The sequence below is a fragment of the Alkalihalobacillus sp. MEB130 genome (genome assembly GCF_032335535.1).
Taxonomy (GTDB): domain Bacteria; phylum Bacillota; class Bacilli; order Bacillales; family Bacillaceae_D; genus Halalkalibacter.
The window spans coordinates 99,504-124,542 of record NZ_JAOANA010000011.1 but is presented as its reverse complement, the minus strand read 5'-3'; the positions used below and the strand labels follow the sequence as shown (position 1 = coordinate 124,542).

Here is a 25,039-nt window from a genome sequence, read left to right as displayed (position 1 = left end):
ATACCTAGAACAAAAGGATGATTGCAAATGTTAGGACAACCAGTTAAAAAGTCATACATAATGAAAAGTGACTCAATAACCAAAGAACAGAGAAGGTTCGACGCAATGTTGTTCTATTTACAGAATTTTTTCTTCAAATTTGAATAAAGTGTTGACACGTTCGTTATACAGAACTAAAATAAAAGTAAGAAATGCACAAGCTTTACTTAAGAGCAAGATGAAAGAGGTATAAAATCACTAGCACTAAAGTCACGGCGTCGTCGCTTTCTTTTTTTTATCTGGTTGTGCTTTATTAAGAACTATTAAAAAATTGAGTAGGTGAAAAAAGTGGAGCAGGGTAAAGGAAATGAAATTGATATTAGGAAGATATTTGATGTAATAAGAAAACGACTATGGATGATTGTTGTGATTACTGTTATTACTACTAGTGCTGGAGCTATTTACAATCATTTAAACAAACCAACGCCCATTTATGATTCAACATCTAGAATTATGATTAGTGAGACTTCTAGCTTTTTTGATACGTTACGAGTTGTTATTACAGAACCACCTGTTTTGGAGGCTGTCATTAAAGAATTACAATTAAACCAAACTGCTGAGTCTTTAAGGGGACAGATAAATGTATCCCGTGTAGACAGTTCGCAGATTGTTGCAATAACGGTAACGAACCCTAGCCAAGAACAAGCGACGATCATTGCTAATACCGTAGCAAATGTATATAAAGAAAAGGCTGTTGAGCTTTTAGGATTTGAAGGGGTAGAGATTTTTGCAGAAGCGGTTGTAAGAGAAAATGCTTGGCCTATTAATCCTGCAAGTAATCGAATCATTAAATTAGCGTTCGCATTTGGGATTGTCGTTGGACTTGGTCTGGTTTTCCTACTAGACAGCTTAGATAACCGTTTCCGCTCAGAACGACAAATTGAAAAATCTCTAGAACTGCCTGTTTTAGGATCCGTTTCAAAAATGAATAAAAAAACGTTAAATAAAGATGACAAAAATAGGACGAAACAAACGGTAAGAGGTGAGACCATTGCTCCTTAAAATGAAGAAAAAGAAATTCATAACGATAAACAAACACCCAGAATCATTAATCAACGATGAGTATGAATCCATTAAAACAAATTTAGAGTTTACAGCAATGGAAAATCACTGTCGTACTCTTGTTATTACCTCGCCCAATTACGGTGAAGGAAAATCAATCACAACTGCAAACTTGGCGATTTCATTAGCACATGATGGCAAAAAAGTATTAATTATCGATACAAATGTTCGTAGACCTTTTATTAATGCCATCTTTAAAATAAAAAATAACATAGGTCTAACCAATATTTTAATTGGTCAAAAGCTGTTAGAAGAAGCAATTAACCACACAGAAGTACCGTTAGTTAATGTGGTTACAAGTGGTCCATTGCCATTAGATACAGAGAGATTATTCAAATCTACATTAATGGATAAAGTGTTGGAACAGTCTAGAGAGCTTTTTGACTATGTTTTAATTGATACGCCAGCTGTCTTAGAAGAATCGGACACAAAGATCATAGCAAGTCGGTGTGATGGAGTGATCATGGTCGTTAGAAATGGACAGACGGAAGATGAATCGGCACTCGAGGCAAAAAACATGTTAGATATTTCAAATGCAAAATTACTTGGTGTCATTTTTAATGCAAAAGCTAAAAGTGTACTTTAAAAAGAACAACTTAAAGGTAGTTCTTGAATATTCTTTTTTTTGATCAGTGCGTTCTTTATTAAGAACTTATTAACGTGAATAAGTTTTGGTGATGTCTCCTTACCATTATCGATGGAGGCACTCGGTCACGCTGTGGGTTGGAAAACCTTAGATGCTAGTCATCAAGAGTGTGGTGTGAGGGCGGGTTAAATGCCCGATTTCATTTAAGTATTTTAACTGTATGGTTTCTACGTGAAGCCATACGGTTAAAGTTTTTAAATGGATGCAAAGGAGTTGTGAGTGAATGAAAAACATTGATAAATACCCAAAGTCAATTAAAAAAGCGGTTCGGTATATTAAACAAGATGCATCAAAAGAACAACTTGAAGAAATTAGAAAGCTTATTGATTATGCAATAGAAAGAAGAACATTGCGTTTATAGGTCGTGGAGGGGAGGGGAAGAAGTGGCATATCATCAGAGGTTATCGCTTTTAATTTTCATTGATTCATTATTCATTGTAACAACGATTTTTCTAAGTAATTTATTAGTTTATGATCGGCACCTTATTTTGAGCTCAACTCTCATTATTACGGCAATTACATTATTGGTTTGTCATCATGTGTTTTCATTTCATTTTAAACTTTATAAAAAGGCCTGGGAGTATGCAAGTATCGGTGAGTTGATTATTATCCTAAAGATTGTGACATTCTCGATCGTAATAGCTGCTGTTGTTCAACAAATGTTAGGGCAAGGTGTATTTTTACGCTTGCTTGCAACAACATGGATGCTTCACATGATCTTTATTGGAGGCTCCCGTTTTTGGTGGAGAATTGTTCGTGATACATACATCAAGAAAAATGAAAATAGAAAAAGAACATTAATAATAGGTGCAGGGGCTGCCGGAACAATGGTTGCAAGACAATTACAGACTAGTAATGAAGCAGAACTTCTGGCTGTAGCATTCATCGATGATGATGAGAGAAAACATCACCTAGATATTTTGAGTATCCCAGTTGTGGGCGGGATTGATCAAATCGAAAAAGCAGTTCATGACTTGCGGATTGATAACATTGTCATTGCGATTCCTTCGTTAAGCAAAAGAGAATTAAATGAAATCTTTCAGGAATGTGCGAAGACGAAGGCAAAAACAAAAATATTGCCTATGCTAGAAGACCTCGTAACCGGAAAAGTTTCGGTTAAACAATTTCGTGATGTTCAAGTAGAGGATTTGCTAGGAAGAGAGCCAGTTGAACTCGATATTGAAAGCATCTCAGAGTATGTATCAAACAAAGTCGTTCTTGTTACAGGAGCAGGTGGTTCGATCGGCTCAGAAATATGCAGGCAAGTATCTCAGTTTCATCCAAAGAAATTAATACTGTTAGGTCACGGTGAGAACAGCATTTATTCAATTGAAATGGAGCTAAGGGGAATTCACAAAGAATCAAACATACAAATTGTTACAGAAATTGCCGACATTCAAGATTTCAACAAAATGATTTCCATTATGGAAAAATATCATCCAGATGTTGTGTACCATGCAGCAGCTCATAAGCATGTTCCATTAATGGAACGGAATCCAGAAGAAGCGGTAAAGAACAATATGATCGGGACAAAGAATGTAGCGTTAGCGGCTGAATGGAATGATGTAAAAACGTTTGTCATGATTTCATCAGATAAAGCCGTTAATCCGACAAGTGTAATGGGAGCAACAAAAAGGCTTGCAGAAATGATCATTCAAGACATGGGTCGAACAAGTAAAACAAAATTTATAGCAGTTCGATTTGGAAATGTTTTAGGAAGCCGTGGCAGTGTCATCCCATTATTTAAAAAGCAAATTCAAAAAGGTGGCCCAGTAACGGTAACTCACCCGGATATGGTTCGTTATTTTATGACCATTCCAGAAGCATCTCGGCTTGTTATTCAAGCTGGAAGTTTAGCTAGAGGGGGAGAAACATTTGTACTTGATATGGGTGATCCAGTGAAAATCGTTGATTTAGCGAAAAACTTAATTAAGCTTTCAGGAAACTCAGTTGATGAGATCGGAATCAAATTTACGGGCATGAGACCAGGTGAAAAGTTGTTTGAAGAATTACTAAATGAAAATGAGGTCCATCATAAACAAGTATTCCCGAAGATTTATATCGGAAAAACAGCCAATATGTTTATGGAGGAAATTGATGAAATCATCCGGACTTATATGATTCAAGAAAAAGAAGCATTAGCTAGCACACTTGTTGCCTTAGCCAATCGCAAAGAGAGTGAAATGATACGAATGGAAGAAAAACCATTGCCAATACCAGGGTAATATTGTGGAGGAGAGGATCTAATGAAAGTCAAAAAAGCCATTATTCCAGCAGCTGGGCTTGGAACACGTTTTTTACCAGCAACTAAAGCAATGCCAAAAGAAATGCTGCCAATAGTTGATAAACCTACGATTCAATATATTGTTGAAGAAGCCGTTGAGTCAGGGATAGAAGACATTATCATTGTAACGGGTAAAGGAAAACGAGCGATCGAAGACCACTTCGATCATTCGTTCGAACTCGAACAAAACCTGTTAAATAAAGGAAAAATTGAATTATTTAATGAAGTTCAAAAGTCTTCAAAGCTTGTAGATATTCACTATATTCGTCAGAAAGAACCAAAGGGCCTCGGTCACGCGATATGGTGTGCCCGTAAATTTATTGGCAATGAACCATTCGCTGTTCTTTTAGGCGATGATATTGTCCGAGCAGAAAAACCATGTTTAAAGCAAATGATCGAACAATATGATCGCTATAAATCATCGATCCTCGGTGTGCAAACCGTTAGAGATGAAGATGTGTCGCGATATGGGATCGTTGATGGAAAAGAAATAGGTGAGCGTTTTTACAACGTCAACAACCTTATCGAAAAACCAAAACTAGAAGAGGCTCCTTCCAATTTAGCCATCTTAGGACGATACATTTTAAGTCCTAAAATCTTTGAAGTGTTAGAACATCAAAAACCTGGAGCAGGTGGAGAAATACAATTGACTGATGCGATAGCAAAATTAAATTTGCAAGAGGCTGTTTATGCCTATGATTTTGAAGGGGTTCGCTATGATGTGGGTGAAAAAATGGGATTCATCCAAACAACCATCGAATTTGCCTTGCAGCACGACGAACTTAAATACGAACTATTAGATTATCTATCTAAAGTTATGGAAAAAGAATACATTAAATAGGCAGGGAATGGTGATGACAGTGGCAAAAAAAATCTTATTTTGTGCAACCGTTGATTATCATTTTAAAGCCTTTCACTTGCCTTACATGAAATGGTTTAAAGAGCAAGGCTGGGACGTGCATGTTGCGGCTGCCGGAAAATTAGAATTGCCATATACAGATCAAAAATTTTCTATACCAATTGCGCGTTCTCCCTTTCATTTTACAAACGTAAAAGCATATAACGAATTAAAAGAGATCATAGATAAGCAACAATATGACCTGATTCATTGTCACACACCTCTTGGCGGTGTGCTAGCAAGACTAGCTGCTCGACAAGTGAGGAAAAAAGGAACAAAGGTTCTTTATACGGCTCATGGGTTTCACTTTTGTAAGGGAGCTCCATTGATGAATTGGTTAATTTATTATCCTATTGAAAGCTACTTATCACATTTTACAGATGAATTAATAACGATTAATTCAGAGGATTATAAGCTAGCAAATTCTCATAGATTTAGAGCAAAAAACATTGAACATGTACATGGTGTTGGCATCGACTATGAACGGTTTAAGCCTGTAACTGACCAAGCTAAAAAAGATAAACGAGAAGAATGGGGATACCATTCAAATGACTTTCTAATGTTTTATGCAGCCGAATTTAACAAAAATAAAAATCAGCAATTGCTTATTCGTGCTCTTGCGATGGTAAAAGACGAGCTTCCACAAGCTCGTCTTTTATTAGCTGGAGAAGGTTCATTCAGACATGAGTGTGAAGAGTTAGCGAGAAGTCTAAATGTTATCAATCAGGTTGACTTTTTAGGGTTCCGCAAAGATATTGATCAGCTTTTGCCTATTTGTGATGTAGCTGTAGCTTCAAGCTTGAGAGAGGGACTGCCGGTTAACATTATGGAAGCGATGGCTTGTGGTTTGCCTGTGGTGGCAAGTGAGAATAGAGGACATAGTGAGTTAGTTCTTAATAACAAAAATGGCTGGGTTATTAATCCAAACAATCCTGTTGCTTTTTCAGAAAAACTTTCCGTACTGGCTAAAGACCGGGAGTTATTAAAAACGTTAGGAACAAATGGTCGATCCATAATAAAGAATAAGTATTCCATTAAAAACATTATGGATGAATTAGGTAGAATCTATCGTAAAAATATGAACGAACAGGAGGGTGTTGAATGGGCGATCCAATAAGAGTGTTACATGTAGTTGTGAATATGAATCGTGGCGGAGCCGAAACCCTTCTGATGAACTTGTACCGAAACATTGATCGATCAACGGTCCAATTTGATTTTCTAACGTGTAAAGAAGGAGTATTTGATGACGAAATAAAAAACATGGGCGGAAATGTTTACAGAATTCCATACATTACAGAAAAAGGACACTTTGGATACATAAAAGAATTAGAACAGTTCTTCTCAAGTCATTCACAATATAAAATTGTACATTCTCACATGGACAAAATGAGTGGATTTGTTTTACGAGCAGCGAATAAATACAAGATACCAGTCCGCATCGCTCATAGTCACAACACAAGCAGCGAAGGGAGTCTACCAGCAAAAATGTACAAATGGTATGCAGGAAAGCATATAGTACAAAATGCTACTCACTTATTAGCTTGTTCAGAAGCTGCAGCCAGATGGTTATATCAAGGAAAAACAAAAGATGTAAAGATCTTACAAAATGGCATTGAGTGCGAGAAATTTATGTTTTCTGAAGAGGTTCGTAAAGAAACGCGAACTGAATTAAATCTTGGTAATGAATTCATCATTGGTCATGTAGGTAGGTTTAACCATCAAAAAAACCACGTATTTCTATTAGACATTTTTTCTGATGTTTGTAGAGAAGTACCGAATGCGAAGCTTGTATTAGTTGGCGATGGCCCTTTACGAAAAGAGATCGAAGCAAAAGTAAAAACATTACAGCTGGAAGATAAAGTACTTTTTCTTGGTGTACGCAGCGATATCGATCGTCTACTGCAATGTTTCGATGTCTTTGTCTTCCCGTCTTTGCATGAAGGTTTGCCTGTTACCCTCATAGAGGCTCAAGGTGCCGGCTTGCCGTGTATAGTATCAGATCAAATTACGAATGAAGTGGATATGGGAGTAAAGTTAGTACAATATTGTTCGCTAGATGGGAAAATGCGATGGGTGGAGCAAATAAAGCAGCTAGTAACTAACTCATTTCCGAGAATTAAATCAAGTCAATTTTTATCAGAAAAAGGCTACAACATTAAAAATACAGCAGTTTGGACACAAGGCTTTTATTCTGCGATTTAGAGGTGCATGATGAAAAGATTAACCGTTTTTACACCAACTTTTAATAGAGCCTATTGCCTCCATAACTGCTATGAAAGCTTAAAAAGCCAAACAAACAAAGAGTTTATTTGGTTAATAGTTGACGATGGTTCTACGGATAACACAGAAGAGTTAGTAAACTCTTGGATCAAAGAAGGGATTATAGAAATTCAGTACTACTGGCAGGAAAATCAAGGAATGCATGGCGCTCACAATACGGCTTATGAGCTTATCGATACGGAGTTAAATGTATGTATTGATTCAGATGATTTTATGCCTGCTGAAGCTGTTGAGAAAATCCTGACTTTTTGGTCGGAGTATGGAAACGATAAGGTGAGCGGGATAGTTGGACTTGATTCCTATTTAAATGGAAAAGTAATTGGTACTAATCTTCCCAAACATCTAAAAACTAGTACATTATTTGAACTGTATACGAAGCATGGGGTGACAGGTGATAAGAAACTAGTTTATCGAACAGAGCTCACAAAGAAGTTTCCATATCCTCTATTTAAAGATGAAAAATATGTAGGGTTGGCATATAAATATTACAAACTAGATGAAGAGTATGAGTTGCTATTAATGAATGAAACGTTATGCGTAGTAGAATATTTGGCAGATGGATCTTCTTTAAATATGTTGAATCAATATCGAAAGAATCCTAATGGGTTTGCATTTTATCGAAAAGAATTAATGAAGCTTCCTTTTGCAACGACTTCCTTTAAATTTAGGCAAGCGATTCACTATGTTTCAAGCAGCCTATTGACTAATAACCGTAAGTTCATAAGTGATACCCCGAGTAAAGGCTTAACGATACTGGCCATTCCTTTAGGGATTGTTCTTTATTTCTATGTATTATCCAAAACTCGAGTTGTTAATGCGTAATTAGAGTATGAGAGGGAATATGAGATGACAATGTTATGGATTAATCTTTCGATAGTTTCTATATTTTCCATCTATGCTAGGTACTTGGCTAAACCTGCAACAGTATTTATAAATTCGCCAGTGTCAGTTAGACCGAATAGACTTTTTGCTTTTTTTGCACTAATGACTTTAGTGTTAGTTTCGGGTTTAAGGAGAAATATTGGTGACACGTATGTGTATAGAAGTATATATGATGAAAATATATTTACTTGGGAATACATTAGTAATGAGAAAGACATAGGGTTCGGGGTACTGCAAATGTTTTTGCAGAATTTCTCTTATGATGCACAAATCATGATCTTTACTACAGCATTAATTACTAATGCTCTAATTGTTATGGTTCTCTATAAATATGCAAGATTGTTTGAACTAAGCCTCTATGTATACATAGCAAGTGGCTTATTTTTGGTTTCAATGAATGGGATCAGACAATTTCTTGCGGCAGCCGTCATTTTTGCAGCAACAAAATATATTTTCGATGGAAGTTGGAAGAAATTCACTTTCGTTGTATTAATAGCTTCGACTTTTCATCAGAGTGCACTAATTTTAATTCCTATTTATTTTATTGTTAGAAGAGAAGCATGGACAAAAACGACCTTTCGTATTTTAGCATTGGCGGTTGTTATTGTTGTTGGATATAACCAATTTTCGGAATTGCTGTTTTCAGCTATATCTGATACTCAATATGGAAATTACGCGAACTTTGCTGAAGGCGGCGCAAACGTGTTAAGAATTGCTGTTAATGCTGCACCTCTTGCCCTAGCATTTCTAGGTAAAGACAAATTAAGAGAGCTTTTTCCTAAAAGTGACTATATCGTTAATCTATGTCTATTAAATCTCGTATTTATTATTATTGCCTCACAGAACTGGATCTTTGCTAGGTTCAATATTTACTTTGGGCTATATCAGTTAATTTTAATTGCTTGGGTTGTAAAAGTGTTCAAAGAAAAAGATCAAAAATTTATTTATTTTGCTATCGTTGCTTGTTACTTGTTTTATTTTTATCAAGAGCATGTCCTATCCTTAAACATTAACTATCGAAGTGACTTTCTACCATTTAGTCAGTAAGTGAAAAAGAGGGATTTAAATTATGAAAATTGCAGATAAGATTGATCAAGATAAATTACAAGAAATTTTAATAACTATTTATAAAAAAGGCTTAGAAACAGAAAACATTGGTGTAACGGAAATAATCGAAGAGATAAAACAAGAATTTATGACAGCAACTAAAGTAACGAAATAGAATAAGACGATTTTATAATGGAGGTGACTCAATATTAAGCGCGCTTTCGATTTGATTATTTCGTTGTCTTTATTGCTACTATTACTTCCTGTTATTACCATTGTTGCGATTTTAATTAGAAAAAAGCTGGGACAGCCAGTTATCTTTAAGCAGGAGCGTCCCGGCTTACACGGGAAGGCGTTTTATCTTTATAAGTTTAGAACAATGACAGATGCAAAAGATCACAATGGAAACTTATTGTCGGATCACTTAAGATTAACCTCATTTGGATTGCTTCTTAGGAAGTTCAGTCTCGATGAGTTTCCTCAGCTTATCAACGTTATAAAAGGAGACATAAGCTTAGTTGGTCCAAGGCCATTGTTAATGGAGTACCTCCCTTTATATACAAGAGAACAGCTTAAAAGACATGATGTTCGTCCTGGGATTACCGGCTGGGCTCAAATTAATGGGCGAAATGCTATTTCGTGGGAAGAAAAGTTTCAACTAGATGTTTGGTATGTTCAAAATCAGTCATTCTTACTTGATCTTAAAATTCTCTTTTTAACAGTATATAAAGTATGTAAATCAGAAGGCATAAATCAACCTGGAAAAGTAACAATGGAACGATTTCAAGGAGTTAAGTCAAAAGTAGGGGGTGAGCAGGATTGAAAGTTATGATTATTGGCCAAGGAGGACATAGCAAAGTCTTGTATGACTTAATTACAACCAATAAAGAGATGGAAGTCGTTGGTTATCTAGATGATAAATATCATTATTTTACTAGAGAAGATGATTTATATGTTGGTCCAGTTTCCTCTGCAGAAAAAATAACTGAGTATTTTGAGGATATTAAATACATAATTGGAATTGGGGATAATCATGTACGCAAAAAGATTGTTGAAAAGCTACAAGTTCCTGAAGAGAAATTTATCTCTTTAATCCATCCATCCGCTTTAGTTAGTCCGAGTGCAAGAATTGGTCATGGATCTGTTATCTTGCCTTTTTCCATTGTTAACGCTGGATCAGAAATTGGAAATCACACCATTGTGAATACAAGGTCGATCGTTGAGCATGATTGTATTTTAGAAGACTTCGTTCACGTTTCACCGAATGCTACAGTAACAGGAACGGTTGAGATCGAAGAGGGAGCGCATATCGGGGCTAGTGCTACCATTATTCCTAACATTCACATCGGAGCATGGTCTAAGATAGGTGCAGGGGCATCTGTTATATCTGACGTTCCAAAGTATTCTACAGTAGTCGGAATTCCGGCCAAATTAAAAATGAAAGAAGGTGATAAACTTGTCCAATAAGGCAGAGCCTAAAAGAATTTACCTGTCATCTCCACACATGAGTGGGGAGGAGCAGAAATATATAAGAGAAGCTTTTGACACAAATTGGATTGCGCCACTTGGTCCTAATGTCGATGCTTTTGAAAAAGAATTAGCTACATATGTTGGAGTCAATGAAGCTGTTGCGTTAAGTTCAGGAACCGCAGCGATTCATTTGGCTCTTTCTTTATTAGGAGTAACAAAAGGAGACAAAGTATTTTGTTCGAGCCTTACTTTTGTGGCAAGTGCAAATCCTATTCTTTATCAGGGTGCTGAACCAGTCTTCATAGACTCTGAGCCAGATACATGGAATATGTCACCACAGGGATTGAAAAAAGCTTTCATAGATGCAGAGCTTGCAGGAGTTCTTCCTAAAGCAGTTATCGTTGTAAACTTGTACGGACAAAGTGCGAAAATGGATGAAATTGTTTCACTATGCCGTGCTTATCAAGTTCCGATGATTGAAGACGCTGCCGAATCACTTGGCTCGAGTTATAAAGGTAGGCCAAGTGGTACATTTGGAGATTTTGGAATTTACTCTTTTAATGGAAATAAAATCATTACGACTTCTGGTGGTGGAATGCTTGTCTCTAACAATTCCGAGGCGCTTCAAAAGGCACGTTTTTTAGCAACGCAAGCAAGGGATCAAGCCATTCATTACCAGCATAGTGTTCTAGGATATAACTACAGAATGAGCAATATACTTGCTGGCGTTGGAAGGTCGCAATTAGAGGTATTACATGAAAGAGTAGAGGCAAGACGAAGGGTTTTTGAAAACTATGTAAGAGAATTGGCTGATTTACCAGGATTCAAATTCATGCCTGAATTAGAAGGTACCCGTTCGAACCGATGGCTTACGGCATTAACAATCAACAAAGAAGAAGCGGGTGTAACTGTTCAGTCACTAATAGATTCATTATCAGAACTAAACATTGAAGCACGCCCTGTCTGGAAGCCACTGCACTTACAACCGCTATTCGAAGGGGTAGCATATTACAAACATGATGAAACTGAGAATGTTTCAGAAACGTTATTCTTAACAGGTCTTTGTTTACCATCAGGATCAAACTTAAGAGAAGAGGACCAAATGAGGATAATCGACTGTATAAAGAAGTCGGTAAAATTAAAAGTCTAAGGAGTAGCACATGAATGCTAGCGAGCCATTAAAGGTATTGCACGTTGTTGGTGCAATGAACCGTGCTGGAACGGAAACCATGTTAATGAATGTCTTTCGTAATATTGACAGAACAAAAGTACAATTTGATTTTATTTCGTACAGTCAAGAAGATGCTCATTATGACGAAGAAATTAAGCAATTGGGCGGAAAAGTGATCAAGTTATCAAACACCCAATCCATTAAAGAAATGATAGAAGCAATGAAGAAGCATGGCCCCTATGATGTGGTTCATTCTCATACATTGTTTCATTGCGGGATTGCTAATATAGCAGCAAAGCTGGCTGGAGTGAAAGTGAGAATTGCGCATGCACATACGACCTTGGATAAAAACGATAGTTTTATTAGAAAACTATATATTCATTCAATGAGAACGGTAATCTCCGGTTTTTCAACGAAGTTACTTGCATGCAGCAAGCAAGCTGGTAGTTACTTATTTGGTGATAATATCCTTAACAGTAACAAGTATTCGTTTTTTCCTAATCTTATCGAGTATTCAACCTTTTTAGGTGATCATAAACATGCTGTAATGAGGTTCAAGAAAGAAGAAAAGTTAGAAGGAAGCTTTGTTATTGGCCATATTGGGAGATTTATTGAACCAAAAAATCATACATTTTTACTAGATATCCTAAAAAGTACGCTAAATAAAAACAATAACACAAAATTGCTTCTTGTTGGAGATGGTGACCTTCGCAAACAAATCGAAGAAGAAGCAAAAGCAAAAGGTTTATACGACCACATACGATTTGTGGGACTAAGAGATGATATCCATACGATGTTACATAGCATGGATGTTTTTGTATTTCCTTCTATTTATGAAGGGTTGGGCTTAGTGTTGTTAGAAGCTCAAGCTAGTAAAGTACCTTGTATTGTATCTGAAGCAATCCAACCAGAAGCTGACTTACATATGAACTTAGTTACAAAATTACGGCTAGACGATGGCCCTGATATTTGGGCAGAGAGAATACTTGAAGCAGCTAACCTAGTAGAGAAAAAGAAAGTAGACGTAACCGAAGCATTTGAAAATAGTGGTTATTCATTACCGATTGGGATTGATAAGTTAATGAGTATTTACCAATCGCAATGAATAATGGAGGGACGTATGAAAAAGATATTAATCTCCTCATTTGATATGGAGGTTGGCGGAGTAGAAAGAAGCATGCTCAGTATGCTCAATAACTTTGACTATCAAAAGTATGATGTTGATGTCATGCTCTACAGTCATACTGGTGACTTTATGAATCTACTTCCAAGTAAGCCAAACCTATTAACTGAGTTAAAGCCATATAAAACGTTTAGACTCTCCATAGGAGAAACGTTAAAATCCGGAAACCTTTCGTTAGGGCTTGTTAGACTAATTGCAAAATATAAAGCAAGTCTAAGTACGTCTTCTGAAAATGGCTATAAGCAAATGCAATATATGTGGAAATACTCATTGCCCTTTCTACCGAAATTCGAGAAAGAATATGATGTTGCCATTAGTTACTTATGGCCGCATTATTTCATTGCGAATAAAGTGAAGGCCAAAACCAAAATCGCCTGGATCCATACCGACTTTTCGACAGTAGAGACGGATGTGCAGATGGATCTTCAAATGTGGGATCAATTTCACTACATTATAGCTGTATCTGAGGAATGTAAAAATTCATTTATTCAAAAATATCCTAGATTACAAAAGAAAGTTGTAGTCATGGAGAACATTACTTCTCCAGATATGGTTAGACATTTAGCAATTGAAAAAGTTGAAAATCCAATGGTAAATGATCCAAGGTTTAAAATTATTACTGTGGCTAGGCTATCCCATGCTAAAGGAATTGACAACGCCGTACGTGCATTAAAAGCATTAAAAGATCGAGGCTATGACAACATAGCTTGGTATGTTGTTGGATATGGCGGAGATGAAGAAATGATAAGAGGGTTGATTGAAAAAAACGGTCTAGAAGATCACTTCATATTATTAGGAAAACAAATCAATCCTTACCCATTTATGAAAGAGGCTGATTTATATGTGCAACCATCACGCTATGAGGGAAAAGCTGTAACAGTAGGGGAAGCTCAAATCCTATCAAAGCCAGTGTTAATCACAAACTATACAACAGCAAATAGCCAAGTTAGAAATGGTTTTGACGGATGCATTTGCGAAATGTCGATCAAAGGGATTGCAAATGGTATAGAAGAGCTATATCTAGATAGTCGATTACGAACTAAATTAGCACAAAATTGTAAAGCTACAAACTATGGTAATAATGAAGAATTAGAGAAGTTATATCAACTTGTGTAAGGAGGGACAAAACATGCTACCAAAAGTGAGTGTTGTTGTTCCTATCTATAAAGTAGAGAATTACCTTTCTAGATGTGTAGATAGCATTCTGAATCAAACTTACTTAAATCTTGAAGTGATTCTTGTCAATGATGGTTCCCCTGATCGTTGTGGGAAAATGATCGAAGAGTTTGCAGCTAAAGATACCCGTGTTAAAGCAGTTCACAAACAAAACGGCGGTCTATCAGATGCTAGAAATTATGGAATGAAATATGTAACAGGAGAGTATACCCTGTTTGTTGATAGTGATGATTGGGCCGACCTTTCTATGATTGAGGAAATGGTAGAAACTAGTTTATCGTTTCAAGCTGATGTAGTACAATCAGCTTTTTATTATGCCTATGAAGATCATTTGTTATTTGATAATAGGTACTATTCGCAAGACGATCCTCCAGTGATATTAAATAATAAAGAAGTAATGTCTGAATTAGTCATTAATGAAAGAGTGAAAAACTTTGCTTGGGGGAAGCTTTATAAAACAAACCTGATTAAAGACATCCCGTTTAAAAAAGGTGTTCTATTTGAAGATGTATTCTGGGCTCATAAGGTAATGCATCAAGTGAACAAGTATGTGATATTAAATCGACCCCAATTCTACTATCTTCAGCGGAGTGATAGCATAGTTGCAACCTACACACCGAGAAACTTAGATATTATTAAAGGGTTAAAAGAAAGGCATTCTTTTATCGAAAGACATTATGAAGGGCTTGTTGATGACTCGTATAAGGTGATAGTCAGAACGTGTTTAACTCACTTTAACCTACTTCTATTAAATGGACTAAAGGATAAAGGCGGCATACATAAGCAAGAAATCAAAAACTATATTCAAGCTCATGCTGCACAATTTAATAAAGCTGTAAAGAAGGACAAGGAATTAAAAAAACAATTGGCTTTATTTTTAATTCATCCCTATTTAAATGTTGGTTTCCTTGCAGCTAAGAAATTATTAAGAAAAATAAAATTGCTCCCAAGACCGATTGGGCTAGAGCGTATTAATACGTAGAGGAGGCATGTTAAATGAATAAGTTAATAGGGAGCATAAAAACAACACTAGCTCTCTTCCTCATCCATCTATTTAACTGTTTTCCTATTAAGAAAAATAAAATTTTTTTCTTTAGCTATTACGGGAGCCAATATGGATGCAACCCAAAATATATAACTGAGTTCATTCTTAAAAATAATGAAGCTAAAAAATATGATCTTGTATGGGCATTTAATAATCCTGATTTAATTCCAGAAAAACATGGAATCCGAAAAGTTAAAGTTATGACAGTAAGGTATTTCTACGAGTTATGTACATCCAAAGGCATTATTACAAACTTTCGTACTACTGAACTATTCATAAAAAGGAGAGAACAGTATTATATCCAAACATGGCATAGCTCGCTGAGATTAAAACAAATTGAAAAGGATGCTGTAAAATCTCTGCCAGAACAATATGTTCAGATAGCAAAAAAAGATTCGTTAAAATGTGATTTGTTATTATCTGGTTGTAAGTATAGTACAGACATCTTTAAAAGAGCATTTTGGTATTCAGGCGAAATCTTTGAACAAGGCACTCCAAGAAATGACCTTTTAATTCAAAATAATAAGAGTATAAAAAGAACGGTTTTCAGTTCTCTAAATATACCAATAAATTCAAAGGTTATCTTATATGCACCAACGTTTAGGAAAGGTAATCAATTAGATGTTTATAATCTTGACTATGATAAAGTGTTGGATCAATTACGAAAGAAATATGGAGGAGAGTGGACGTTTCTTATCAAGCTCCATCCTCACCTATTGTCTAAATCAAGTGAATTAGTTTATGGCGAAGGGGTTATGGATGTTACGGCATACGATGATATTCAAGAATTGTTAAGCATATCTGATGTTCTTATAAGTGATTATTCTTCCTTAATGTTTGACTTTAGCTTAACGAAACGACCATGCTTCTTGTATGTTCCAGACCTTGTCGACTATACAAAAAATGACCGTAGCCTGTATTTTGATATTAATAAACTGCCATTTAAAACCGCTGTTAGCAATAAAGAGCTGTTACATAAAATAGAAAACTTCAGTAGCGAAGAGTATCAAAACGATCTATCTAGATTTCAAAAAAGTGTAGGTTCATTTGAGAACGGAGAAGCTTGTAAACACGTAAAGGAAAAACTAGATGAAGTTTGCTTTAACAAGAAAAGGAGGGAATTACATGAAGCCGTATAAAATTGGGTACACCACAGGAGTATTTGATTTATTTCATGTTGGCCATTTAAATATATTAAAAAAAGCAAAAGAACAGTGTGATTATTTAATTGTCGGCGTTAGTACAGACGAATTAGTAATGAGCTACAAAAAGAAACAGCCAGTTATCCCACATAATGAAAGATTGGAGATTGTTGAAGGAATTAAATATGTAGATAAAGTAGTACCTCAAGTGAATCGTGATAAGTATGCTGCATGGGAACAAATACAATTTGATGTGATGTTTGTCGGAGACGATTGGAAAGGGAGCTCTCTTTTTAGTGAGGTTGAAACTAAGCTTAATCAAGCTGGAGTCGAGCTGGTGTTTTTTCCTTATACGAAGGGAGTTTCTTCGACGATTGTTAAGGAGAAGATTGAGATAGTCTAAAAAACTAATGGAGATCGATACAATGAAGAAAAAATTGTTGTTTGTGATTGAATCTTTGGATTGTGCCGGAGCAGAGAAGAGTTTAGTCACATTGCTATCACTGCTCGATTATTCTAAATATCAAGTCGACTTAATGCTCTTTGCACATGGAACAGTGCTGGAAGAGCTAGTCCCAAAAGAAGTTAATATCTTAAAACCACTGGAATACACAACATTTTCTAAACTAAGTTTAAAGAATGCCCTTGTAAACTCAATCAAGAAATCTAATTTTAAAATGTTAACTTCAAGATTAAAATTTTCTTACAAAATACGAAAAAACAATTATAAAAATGCTCAAAAAGCACGCTTATTTTGGCAATATGCTTCGAAGGTGATAGAGACGAACCCTACATTCTATGACATTGCCATTAGTTATTCCCAAGGGATCCCAACATTCTATGTTTCTGAAAAGATTAAAGCAAAGAAAAAAATCGCATGGGTAAATGTTAGTTACAAACTCGATGATCAGGAGAAAAGATTTCAGCAGCAATTTTATAATACGTTCGATAAAATTGTTGCAGTTTCCGATTCTACAAAGGATATATTTTTAGAAACCTTTCCAGATTACTCAAATAAAGTCAAAGTCTTATATGACATTAACGATCCCGGATTTATAACAAAAATGGCTGAATTAGACGGAGGATTTGAGGAGGATTTTAACGGCATTAAAATCCTAACAATCGGTAGACTTGCTAATCAAAAAGGTTATGATATTGCAATAGAAGCATGTAAGAAACTGAAAGAAGAAGGTATTAACTTTAAATGGTATGCGTTAGGAAAAGGCCCATTAAAAGAAGAAATCGAACAATCTATTAAAGAAAACCATTTATCTGATCGGTTTATCCTATTGGGTGTAAAGGCAAATCCCTATCCATATATTAAACATGCTGATTTATATGTACAAACCTCAAAATTTGAAGGCTTTGGCCTTGCTATTGCAGAAGCGCGAATGCTGAATGTACCAGTTGTTACAACTAGGTTTGATGCTGTATACAATCAAATGGTTGATGGAAAAAATGGTCTCGTTGTGGATATGAATCCAGCAGCTGTGGCAAATGGGATAATGAAGGTTTTACAAGATGATAACCTTAAAGAAAACATTGTAAAGTATTTGAAAGCAGAAAAGAAAGGCAACGTCGAAGAGCTAGAGAAATTTTATCAATTAATCGGATAAATTTATATCGAAAGAGTGTAATGCCTAATGAAGAAAAAAATAATATTCATGGTTAAAAATATGAATATCGGTGGGACGGAAAAAGCATTACTGAACATGATAGCGGAAATGCCTAAGGATGAATATGATATAACAATATTTATGCTAGAGGAGTTTGGTGGTTTCTTAAATAATATTCCAAGCAGCGTCAACGTTGAATATTTTAATGGGTTTGAGGAATTAAAGGATGCTCTAAACAATCCTCCGCTCTTAACTGCAAAGGGTTTATTGAAGGAAGGTAAAGTAATTAAGGCATGTCAGATTGCAGCCTTACACATTCTATCTAAAGTGATTAAAGATAGAAGCCATTTTTTCAGATATTTATTAAAGGATCATACAAAACTGAATCAAGAATATGATATCGCGGTAGCTTATGCTGGTCCAATGGATCTCATAAGCTATTTTGTTGTCCATAAAATGAAAGCAGCAAAGAAGATTCAATGGATTCACTTTGATATTTCGAAAATAGGTTTTGACCAAAAATTTGCATCAAAGCTTTACCCAAAATTCGATGAAATCTTTGCAGTTTCAGATGAAGCTAAAAAGATGCTGGTAAATCAGCTTCCTGAATTAAAAGAGAAAATTAATACGTTTTATAATGTTTTATCAAAAAATCAAGTCATTACCTTAGCAACAAATGGAAAAGGGTTTGATGATCATTATAAAGGGGTAAGAATCCTGACTGTTGGTCGCTTAAGTAAAGAAAAGGGGCAAGACCTCTCTATACCTGTATTAGCAAAACTAAAAGAAAATGAGTATAACGTTAAGTGGTATTGCCTTGGTGAGGGGCATGCGAGAAAGGAATACGAACAACTTATTAAACAGTATGAGGTTGAAGATGATTTTATCTTATTAGGAAGCCAATCTAATCCTTATCCTTTTATGAAAGAGTGTGATGTATATGTACAATCGTCTCGTCATGAAGGATATTGTATAACACTAGCTGAAGCCAGATGTTTTTCTAATCCAATTGTTTGTACGAAATTTACTGGGGCAGAAGAACAGATCACTCATAACCACACGGGTTTAATTGTGAATTTTGATGAGGATGAGATGTATCAAGCGATCAAAAAAATATTAGACGACGAAATATTAAAAAATAAGCTCAAAAACAATCTTAGTAATGAAATTGTTGATTCGACAAAAGAAATAGAAAAACTTTCGAGCTAATTTAATTAGTAAGTCTCAAATAGTATTTTTATACTGTTTGAGACTTACTTAATTAATAATTATTCCAGTTTTTAAGAGGTGGCCATAATGAAGAAAGTATTATTCATGCTTAGCAGTATGAATATTGGTGGTGTAGAAAAGTCATTGCTTTCACTTTTATCTGTCATGCCAAAAGACCAATATGATATTACAGTTTTACTTTTAGAGAAAAAAGGTGGTTTCTTGAAGGAAATTCCAGACTGGGTAAAAGTAGAGGAAGCTACTTGGTTTAAAGAGATTAAGCCGGTTATTATGCAGCCACCTCAACAAACAGTCAAGGATTATTACTCAAATAAACACTTTATAGGGATTCCGAGTTTTGTATGTTCCTATTTAGTATCGAAATACCTTGATAACAGATATTTATATTACAAAGAAGTATTAAAAAGTGTTCCTATAAAAGAAACAACATATGATGTTGCCATTTCATATCAAGGACCAACGGATATTATTGATTATTATGTAGCCAATAAAGTAACAGCGCAGAAAAAAATATCCTGGGTTCATTTTGATATTTCTAAGCATTTAATCAATGAGAGACTATATAAAAAACTTTACATTCAATATGACAAAATCTTTGCGGTTTCTAATGAGGCTAGTAAAAAATTAATAGAGAAAATCCCTAATATAGAAAGCAAAACTGAGGTCTTTATGAATGTTATATCTAAAGAACTAATTAGAGATATGGCACAAAGATCTGTTGAATTTGATGATGACTTTAAAGGAATAAAGATCGTGACCGTCGGACGGCTTTCAAAGGAAAAGGGGCAAGACATAGCCATAAAAGTATTAGCAAAGCTTCGGAAAAAAGGCTATAACGTTCGGTGGTATTGTGTTGGGGAGGGTAATGCTAGGAAAGGTTATGAAAAGTTAATAGAAGAGTATGGAGTAAGCAATGATTTTATATTACTTGGAGCAAAAGTAAACCCATATCCGTTCATTGAGAAATCAGATATTTATGTTCAAACATCCAGACATGAGGGGTATTGTTTAACTCTAGCAGAAGCTAAGAGTTTAAATAAGCCAATTGTTACGACTAATTTTATTGGTGCTTTCGAACAAATTAACGATCAGTGCAATGGATATATTGTTAAAAGTAATGAAGAAGAAATATATGAGAAAGTTAAATATTTAGTCGAAAATAGACAAGAGCGATCAAGATTAATTACAAATTTAAAAAAAGATAAAGCTAACTTCAAAAAGGAGATCAAAAAGCTAGATAGTTTTATTAATAGAAAGGAATTTGTAGGATGAACCCTAAGATAAGTATCATTGTTCCAATATATAATGTTGAAAAATACTTGAAACAATGTTTAGATTCAATTTTAGCTCAAACTTTTAAAGATTTTGAATTAATACTCGTAAATGATGGCTCACCAGATAACTGTGGTGAAATTTGTGAAGAATATGCTAAAAATGATTATAGAGTAATTGTTATACATAAAGAAAATAATGGTGTTGCATCTGCTCGGAATAGCGGGATAGAAATTGCTAAGGGAGAATATGTAGGATTTGTTGACCCAGATGATGATATTGAACCAAATATGTATGAAGTCTTATATGAACAAGCTTCATTATTTTTTGCAGATATGGTTGTCTGTCCAATTAAGACAATAAATTTAAAAACAAAGGAAACTAAAGTTTCGACTGTTTGGGAAACAGTAGACCGTCCTATCGATAAAAACAATATTAAAGCTAATATCATCCCTTCAATATTGAATAGTAACTATTATAGTTTATTGTCTTGCTGTAATAAGTTATATAGAAGATATTGGTTTAACAATAAAAAAATAAAGTTTGATGAAACAAGGCATCATGGTGAAGACGCAAGGTTAAATCTGCTTATGTTGCAACAAGTAAATAATATAGTTTTTAAGAAAAAGCCATTATATAACTATTACATAAGAAATGAAAAGTCGTTAACACAGACTTTTAGGTTAGATTTCTATGACTATTATCTAGATAGTAAAAATTTTGGGGTGGCATTGTGTAATAAATACAATGTTCCACATTTAGTTGCAAAAATTGAAAATAAATTTGTAATAAATACCCTTAATCATATGCAAAGTATAGTTTATAGTGAATTTTCTTCTACCAAGAAACTTGAGTATTTAACAAGTATATTGAAAGATGATGACTTTACTAAAATATTAGTAAAGTGTCCTAGTCCATCAATTTATTATAGATTATTAAAATGGATATGCTTAATGAAAAATGAAAAGGCCTTTGTGACGATTGTAAAAGTAAAGAAAAGGTTGAAAAAAATATAGTTTTATTTTTAAATGAAATTTTTACTAAAGGTGTTGATTAGTTTGGTTAATACAATTAATAAATTACTAATGTTGTTTAATAAAAAAGAAAAGAAAAAATTATTGGTTATCTTCTTTATGATGATCGTAGCTGCTTTATTTGAAACAATAGGAATAGGTTTAATTGTTCCTTTTGTTGGTATGGTTACTAATCCAGGAATAATACAAGAGCAGGCAGTATTATCATATATTTATGAACTGTTTAATTTCCAATCAACAACAAGTTTTATCATATTTTCAGTAGCTTTTTTACTTTCGATTTTTCTTTTTAAGAATGTATATTTATTATTCTTCCATTATATACAGTATAGAGTCATTTATAATCAACAAGTAAAATTATCAAGAGAATTATTCAAAGAATACTTAACAAAACCTTACACTTTCCATTTGCAAAGAAATACCTCTGACTTACTTAGGAATGTAAACGGAGAAGTACCTAAAGTATTCCAAGGAATCGTAATGTCAAGCTTTCAACTACTAACAGAGGTATTTGTCATTGCATTTATTTTGATATTGTTATTAATTACAGCACCTGTAGCAACTATTACTGCTTCTGTATTATTAGGTGGCAGTGTAGTTATATTTTTCAAAGTGTTCCGGAAAAAAATTAGTTATTTAGGAAAAGAACAACAAAAAGTAAGCGGAACTATTATAAAGTGGGTTAATCAGGGATTAGGAGCAAGTAAAGAAGTGAAAGTGTCAGGGAAAGAAGGCTTCTTTATAAACGCTTACACAAAGCAAAGTCTTATTAAAGTAAAAAATAGCCGTTTTATGAAAATGTTAGAGTTAGTTCCAAGGTTATTTATTGAGACATTATTGGTATCTATTGTTCTTATTACTATGCTTATTATCATTTTCCAAGGTTTAGATACAACACAGCTAGTTTCTACAATGGCACTTTTCGCAATGGCAGCTTTTCGACTAATGCCTTCGATCAATCGTGTTGTTGCATTAATAACAACTATTCGATACAGTCAGCCAGCTTTAACAGTTGTTTACGACGATTTGTTTAACAACAAAGACAAATCCTCTAATAGTATTCTTGATAAAGAAGCAAATGACCTGTTAATCCGTAAAGGAAGGAGAGCATTTCATCAATCAATTAATTTAACCGGAGTATCTTTCCGTTATCCAGGTCAACAAGAGTATTCAGTTAAAGATGTCTCTTTAACTATACCGATTGGAAATTCAGTTGCATTTATAGGGGAGTCAGGTGCTGGGAAAACAACTCTTGTTGATATTATTCTTGGATTATTACATTCGGAAAAAGGAAGTATATCTGTTGATGGTAACGAAATAAAAGACATAAAATCACTTTGGCAACAAAAAATAGGATATATCCCCCAATCTATATTTCTTTCTGATGATACTATACGGGGAAATATTGCTTTTGGCATAGAAAATTCGCAGATTAATAACGATGCAGTTTGGAGAGCACTAGAACAAGCGCAATTAAAAGAATTTGTTGAATCGCTTCCTAACAAATTAGAAACAGAAGTTGGGGAGCGAGGTGTCAGACTTTCAGGAGGCCAAAGGCAGCGAATTGGAATTGCTCGAGCATTGTATCATAATCCAGAGATTTTATTTATGGATGAAGCAACTTCAGCTCTAGACAATCAAACTGAAAAAGAATTTATGAAAGCTATCGACGGTTTAAAAGGTGAAAAGACATTAATTATTATTGCACACCGATTAAGTACAATTGAAAACTGTGATATTGTTTTTGAGATTAAAAAAGGTAAACTAGTAGAAATTAAAAATAAGGTTGTAAAATCAATTATTTAAATATTTATTTTAAATTAAAGGTAATAATACAAACTTTATCAGAATTATTTCATGATTTATACAAAAGAGCTAAACCGTTCCCTTTTTTTGGCATGACAGGCTAGGGACCATTCAATAAGGTACCTACTTTATTAATTAAGGACATTTCGTGCTTTTCAATTCACTTATCATTTTTATGTAAAAAAGAATAATAGAGCTACTCTTTTCCTTCATTATTAACAGCTGGCCATAAGGGATAACTCTTTTTGAAATTGCGTCAAGGGAGTATAAGATTTTCAATTTAAAAAAAGAAACAGTTACAACAACTTTTAGGGCTATATTACCAACTCAAATATTCAAGTAAAAAACTCAATTTATTTGAAGAAATCTATAAAATAAGAATCTAATTAGAAAAATATTGTTTAAATAAAACACCTTAATCAAATTATTAAGGTGTTTTTAATACGAATTGATAATTTGAAAATAAAGATATTCTGTGAACTGAGTTGCTCCCTTAGGAAGTATTAAAAAAATTTTGAAAAATGATTTCTTGAACACTATATTTCTAAGAAAAAAAGGTGGTTTTATGTGTAAAGTTAGTATTATTGTTATCGCGTATAACATTGAGGGTTATATAGAAAAGTGCTTAAATTCAGTAATTAAACAAACATATAATGAGATAGAAATAATTGTTGTAAATGATGGTTCTACAGATAGCACTTTAGACAAAATAATAGCCTTTTCTATAATTGATAACAGAATAAAAATAATTAATAAAAAAAATTCCGGAGCAATGGAAGCTAGAAAGTCCGGACTGGATATCGCTAAAGGTGAATATATACTATTTGTAGATGGTGACGACTGGATTCATAAAGAAACAATTGAACTATTATACAATAGGGCAAAAGATACAGATGCAGATATAGTATTATATAATTATTTTGTCACTTATAATGATAGACATAAAACTCAAAGGGCTTATGCGAAAGATCTTGAGAAATTAGATGATAATTTAAAAAATGCAATATTATGTCACATTTCTCCCAATTTGGTCACGAAATTTATAAAGAAGGAATTTATTTTTAGTTATAACATTAAGTTTCCTAGCAATGTAAGATATGCAGAGGATCTAGCTACAAATATAAACCTTTTTATTCATAATCCAAAGATTTCTCTTTTAGAGAATAATTTATATTACTATTATCAAAGAGAAGATAGTGTTACAAAGAGCTTAGATGAAAGGATACTAGATATTCCAAAAGCTGTAGAATTTATAAAGGAAAGCCTAATTAAGAAAGAACTATATCAAAAATATATAGAAGAATTTAATTACTTAGCTTATACACATATTTTTTATAACAAAATAATTTGTACTAGTTCTTATGAGGAAATCCATAAAAAAATGAATTCGGCTTGGAAAGAACAGAAAATTAATATTAATAAAAATAATTATTATGCTTCTTTAAAGAAAAGAAGTCCTATTGGACTTAGATTAAAAATGGCTTTATTTAATTATAACTATAGCATAGGGTTATTGTACTTAAACATAAGAAGTCTAGTTGGGATTCGCTCTTAATATTTTGGAGTATGTAAAAACAAAAGATTTATTTTATTAACAAATGAAAAGATGTGGAAAAAGACATAATAAATTTAATTTACGATCTGAAAAACAAAAAAATTATAAATATTGATTTAGAAGGTTTCTATACATATCAACGAAAAAGTGAGGAAAATAATATCGATCGAATCAAGCTAGAATTAAATGTTCTTAAAAAAC

At 33.9% G+C, this 25,039-nt stretch carries 24 protein-coding genes; all 24 read left to right on the top strand.

Translation table 11 applies throughout. The features are described from left to right. The first annotated feature begins 327 nt into the window (after window positions 1–327). Entirely contained in the window at window positions 328–1,041 is a 714-nt protein-coding gene (locus tag N0O92_RS12790; RefSeq protein ID WP_315615051.1) for a YveK family protein, read from the top strand. After that, window positions 1,031–1,687, top strand: coding sequence for a CpsD/CapB family tyrosine-protein kinase (locus tag N0O92_RS12785; RefSeq protein WP_315615050.1), 657 nt, complete (start codon window positions 1,031–1,033; stop codon window positions 1,685–1,687). The genes N0O92_RS12790 and N0O92_RS12785 overlap by 11 nt, the downstream gene beginning before the upstream one ends. Before the next feature lie 283 nt (window positions 1,688–1,970). Continuing rightward, window positions 1,971–2,108 (top strand): hypothetical protein, encoded by a 138-nt coding sequence (locus N0O92_RS12780; RefSeq protein ID WP_250094989.1) that lies wholly within the window; start codon window positions 1,971–1,973, stop codon window positions 2,106–2,108. 22 nt (window positions 2,109–2,130) lie between these two features. Beyond that, window positions 2,131–3,972, top strand: a complete 1,842-nt coding sequence (locus tag N0O92_RS12775) for a polysaccharide biosynthesis protein (protein WP_315615049.1) — start codon at window positions 2,131–2,133, stop codon at window positions 3,970–3,972. Window positions 3,973–3,993: 21 nt separating this feature from the next. Next, window positions 3,994–4,872 carry a UTP--glucose-1-phosphate uridylyltransferase GalU gene (gene galU, locus N0O92_RS12770; RefSeq protein WP_315615048.1) on the top strand — a complete coding sequence of 293 codons (879 nt, stop codon included), beginning with the start codon at window positions 3,994–3,996 and terminating at the stop codon, window positions 4,870–4,872. A gap of 13 nt (window positions 4,873–4,885) precedes the next feature. Beyond that, a complete protein-coding gene (locus N0O92_RS12765) occupies window positions 4,886–6,046 on the top strand; it encodes a glycosyltransferase family 4 protein (protein ID WP_315615047.1) in 1,161 nt (386 codons plus the stop codon). Then, window positions 6,031–7,131: a glycosyltransferase family 1 protein gene (locus N0O92_RS12760; RefSeq protein ID WP_315615046.1), complete on the top strand. Its 1,101-nt coding sequence runs from the start codon at window positions 6,031–6,033 to the stop codon at window positions 7,129–7,131. Before N0O92_RS12765 ends, N0O92_RS12760 begins: the two co-directional genes overlap by 16 nt. 9 nt (window positions 7,132–7,140) lie before the next feature. Then, complete coding sequence (locus tag N0O92_RS12755) at window positions 7,141–8,031, top strand: glycosyltransferase family 2 protein (RefSeq protein ID WP_315615045.1); 891 nt, start codon at window positions 7,141–7,143, stop codon at window positions 8,029–8,031. 24 nt (window positions 8,032–8,055) lie between these two features. Then, window positions 8,056–9,138: an EpsG family protein gene (locus N0O92_RS12750; RefSeq protein WP_315615044.1), complete on the top strand. Its 1,083-nt coding sequence runs from the start codon at window positions 8,056–8,058 to the stop codon at window positions 9,136–9,138. A gap of 22 nt (window positions 9,139–9,160) precedes the next feature. Further along, the gene (locus tag N0O92_RS12745; RefSeq protein ID WP_315615043.1) at window positions 9,161–9,313 is read left to right on the top strand and encodes a YwzD family small protein; all 153 of its coding nucleotides are present in this window, start codon (window positions 9,161–9,163) and stop codon (window positions 9,311–9,313) included. A 33-nt stretch (window positions 9,314–9,346) separates the two neighbouring features. Next, window positions 9,347–9,961: a sugar transferase gene (locus N0O92_RS12740; RefSeq protein ID WP_315615079.1), complete on the top strand. Its 615-nt coding sequence runs from the start codon at window positions 9,347–9,349 to the stop codon at window positions 9,959–9,961. After that, window positions 9,958–10,605: an acetyltransferase gene (locus N0O92_RS12735; protein ID WP_315615042.1), complete on the top strand. Its 648-nt coding sequence runs from the start codon at window positions 9,958–9,960 to the stop codon at window positions 10,603–10,605. Before N0O92_RS12740 ends, N0O92_RS12735 begins: the two co-directional genes overlap by 4 nt. 37 nt (window positions 10,606–10,642) lie before the next feature. Further along, window positions 10,643–11,758, top strand: coding sequence for a DegT/DnrJ/EryC1/StrS family aminotransferase (locus N0O92_RS12730; protein ID WP_315615078.1), 1,116 nt, complete (start codon window positions 10,643–10,645; stop codon window positions 11,756–11,758). A 10-nt stretch (window positions 11,759–11,768) separates the two neighbouring features. Next, a complete protein-coding gene (locus N0O92_RS12725) occupies window positions 11,769–12,884 on the top strand; it encodes a glycosyltransferase family 1 protein (protein ID WP_315615041.1) in 1,116 nt (371 codons plus the stop codon). 15 nt (window positions 12,885–12,899) lie between these two features. Continuing rightward, window positions 12,900–14,078 carry a glycosyltransferase gene (locus tag N0O92_RS12720; protein ID WP_315615040.1) on the top strand — a complete coding sequence of 393 codons (1,179 nt, stop codon included), beginning with the start codon at window positions 12,900–12,902 and terminating at the stop codon, window positions 14,076–14,078. A gap of 13 nt (window positions 14,079–14,091) precedes the next feature. Then, window positions 14,092–15,120, top strand: coding sequence for a glycosyltransferase family 2 protein (locus N0O92_RS12715; RefSeq protein ID WP_315615039.1), 1,029 nt, complete (start codon window positions 14,092–14,094; stop codon window positions 15,118–15,120). 14 nt (window positions 15,121–15,134) lie between these two features. Continuing rightward, the gene (locus tag N0O92_RS12710) at window positions 15,135–16,322 is read left to right on the top strand and encodes a CDP-glycerol glycerophosphotransferase family protein (RefSeq protein ID WP_315615038.1); all 1,188 of its coding nucleotides are present in this window, start codon (window positions 15,135–15,137) and stop codon (window positions 16,320–16,322) included. Beyond that, the gene (locus tag N0O92_RS12705) at window positions 16,309–16,728 is read left to right on the top strand and encodes an FAD synthase family protein (RefSeq protein ID WP_315615037.1); all 420 of its coding nucleotides are present in this window, start codon (window positions 16,309–16,311) and stop codon (window positions 16,726–16,728) included. Before N0O92_RS12710 ends, N0O92_RS12705 begins: the two co-directional genes overlap by 14 nt. A 22-nt stretch (window positions 16,729–16,750) precedes the next feature. Next, complete coding sequence (locus N0O92_RS12700) at window positions 16,751–17,941, top strand: glycosyltransferase (protein ID WP_315615036.1); 1,191 nt, start codon at window positions 16,751–16,753, stop codon at window positions 17,939–17,941. A gap of 27 nt (window positions 17,942–17,968) precedes the next feature. Next, on the top strand, window positions 17,969–19,150 hold the full coding sequence (locus N0O92_RS12695; protein ID WP_315615035.1) for a glycosyltransferase: 1,182 nt from the start codon (window positions 17,969–17,971) through the stop codon (window positions 19,148–19,150). Between the two features lie 87 nt (window positions 19,151–19,237). Then, window positions 19,238–20,443: a glycosyltransferase gene (locus N0O92_RS12690; RefSeq protein WP_315615034.1), complete on the top strand. Its 1,206-nt coding sequence runs from the start codon at window positions 19,238–19,240 to the stop codon at window positions 20,441–20,443. Next, entirely contained in the window at window positions 20,440–21,459 is a 1,020-nt protein-coding gene (locus N0O92_RS12685; RefSeq protein ID WP_315615033.1) for a glycosyltransferase family 2 protein, read from the top strand. The genes N0O92_RS12690 and N0O92_RS12685 overlap by 4 nt, the downstream gene beginning before the upstream one ends. A gap of 42 nt (window positions 21,460–21,501) precedes the next feature. Continuing rightward, window positions 21,502–23,283: an ABC transporter ATP-binding protein gene (locus N0O92_RS12680; RefSeq protein ID WP_315615032.1), complete on the top strand. Its 1,782-nt coding sequence runs from the start codon at window positions 21,502–21,504 to the stop codon at window positions 23,281–23,283. Window positions 23,284–23,848: 565 nt separating this feature from the next. Beyond that, window positions 23,849–24,838 carry a glycosyltransferase family 2 protein gene (locus N0O92_RS12675; protein WP_315615031.1) on the top strand — a complete coding sequence of 330 codons (990 nt, stop codon included), beginning with the start codon at window positions 23,849–23,851 and terminating at the stop codon, window positions 24,836–24,838. The last annotated feature ends 201 nt before the right edge of the window (window positions 24,839–25,039 follow it).

Bases quoted from the DNA above. Each gene is read 5' to 3' on its own strand.
- N0O92_RS12780 (WP_250094989.1), top strand. From the start codon at position 1,971: ATGAAAAACATTGATAAATACCCAAAGTCAATTAAAAAAGCGGTTCGG.
- galU (WP_315615048.1), top strand. From the start codon at position 3,994: ATGAAAGTCAAAAAAGCCATTATTCCAGCAGCTGGGCTTGGAACACGT.
- N0O92_RS12765 (WP_315615047.1), top strand. From the start codon at position 4,886: ATGACAGTGGCAAAAAAAATCTTATTTTGTGCAACCGTTGATTATCAT.
- N0O92_RS12760 (WP_315615046.1), top strand. From the start codon at position 6,031: ATGGGCGATCCAATAAGAGTGTTACATGTAGTTGTGAATATGAATCGT.
- N0O92_RS12755 (WP_315615045.1), top strand. From the start codon at position 7,141: ATGAAAAGATTAACCGTTTTTACACCAACTTTTAATAGAGCCTATTGC.
- N0O92_RS12750 (WP_315615044.1), top strand. From the start codon at position 8,056: ATGACAATGTTATGGATTAATCTTTCGATAGTTTCTATATTTTCCATC.
- N0O92_RS12745 (WP_315615043.1), top strand. From the start codon at position 9,161: ATGAAAATTGCAGATAAGATTGATCAAGATAAATTACAAGAAATTTTA.
- N0O92_RS12730 (WP_315615078.1), top strand. From the start codon at position 10,643: ATGAGTGGGGAGGAGCAGAAATATATAAGAGAAGCTTTTGACACAAAT.
- N0O92_RS12725 (WP_315615041.1), top strand. From the start codon at position 11,769: ATGAATGCTAGCGAGCCATTAAAGGTATTGCACGTTGTTGGTGCAATG.
- N0O92_RS12720 (WP_315615040.1), top strand. From the start codon at position 12,900: ATGAAAAAGATATTAATCTCCTCATTTGATATGGAGGTTGGCGGAGTA.
- N0O92_RS12715 (WP_315615039.1), top strand. From the start codon at position 14,092: ATGCTACCAAAAGTGAGTGTTGTTGTTCCTATCTATAAAGTAGAGAAT.
- N0O92_RS12710 (WP_315615038.1), top strand. From the start codon at position 15,135: ATGAATAAGTTAATAGGGAGCATAAAAACAACACTAGCTCTCTTCCTC.
- N0O92_RS12705 (WP_315615037.1), top strand. From the start codon at position 16,309: ATGAAGCCGTATAAAATTGGGTACACCACAGGAGTATTTGATTTATTT.
- N0O92_RS12700 (WP_315615036.1), top strand. From the start codon at position 16,751: ATGAAGAAAAAATTGTTGTTTGTGATTGAATCTTTGGATTGTGCCGGA.
- N0O92_RS12695 (WP_315615035.1), top strand. From the start codon at position 17,969: ATGAAGAAAAAAATAATATTCATGGTTAAAAATATGAATATCGGTGGG.
- N0O92_RS12690 (WP_315615034.1), top strand. From the start codon at position 19,238: ATGAAGAAAGTATTATTCATGCTTAGCAGTATGAATATTGGTGGTGTA.
- N0O92_RS12685 (WP_315615033.1), top strand. From the start codon at position 20,440: ATGAACCCTAAGATAAGTATCATTGTTCCAATATATAATGTTGAAAAA.
- N0O92_RS12675 (WP_315615031.1), top strand. From the start codon at position 23,849: ATGTGTAAAGTTAGTATTATTGTTATCGCGTATAACATTGAGGGTTAT.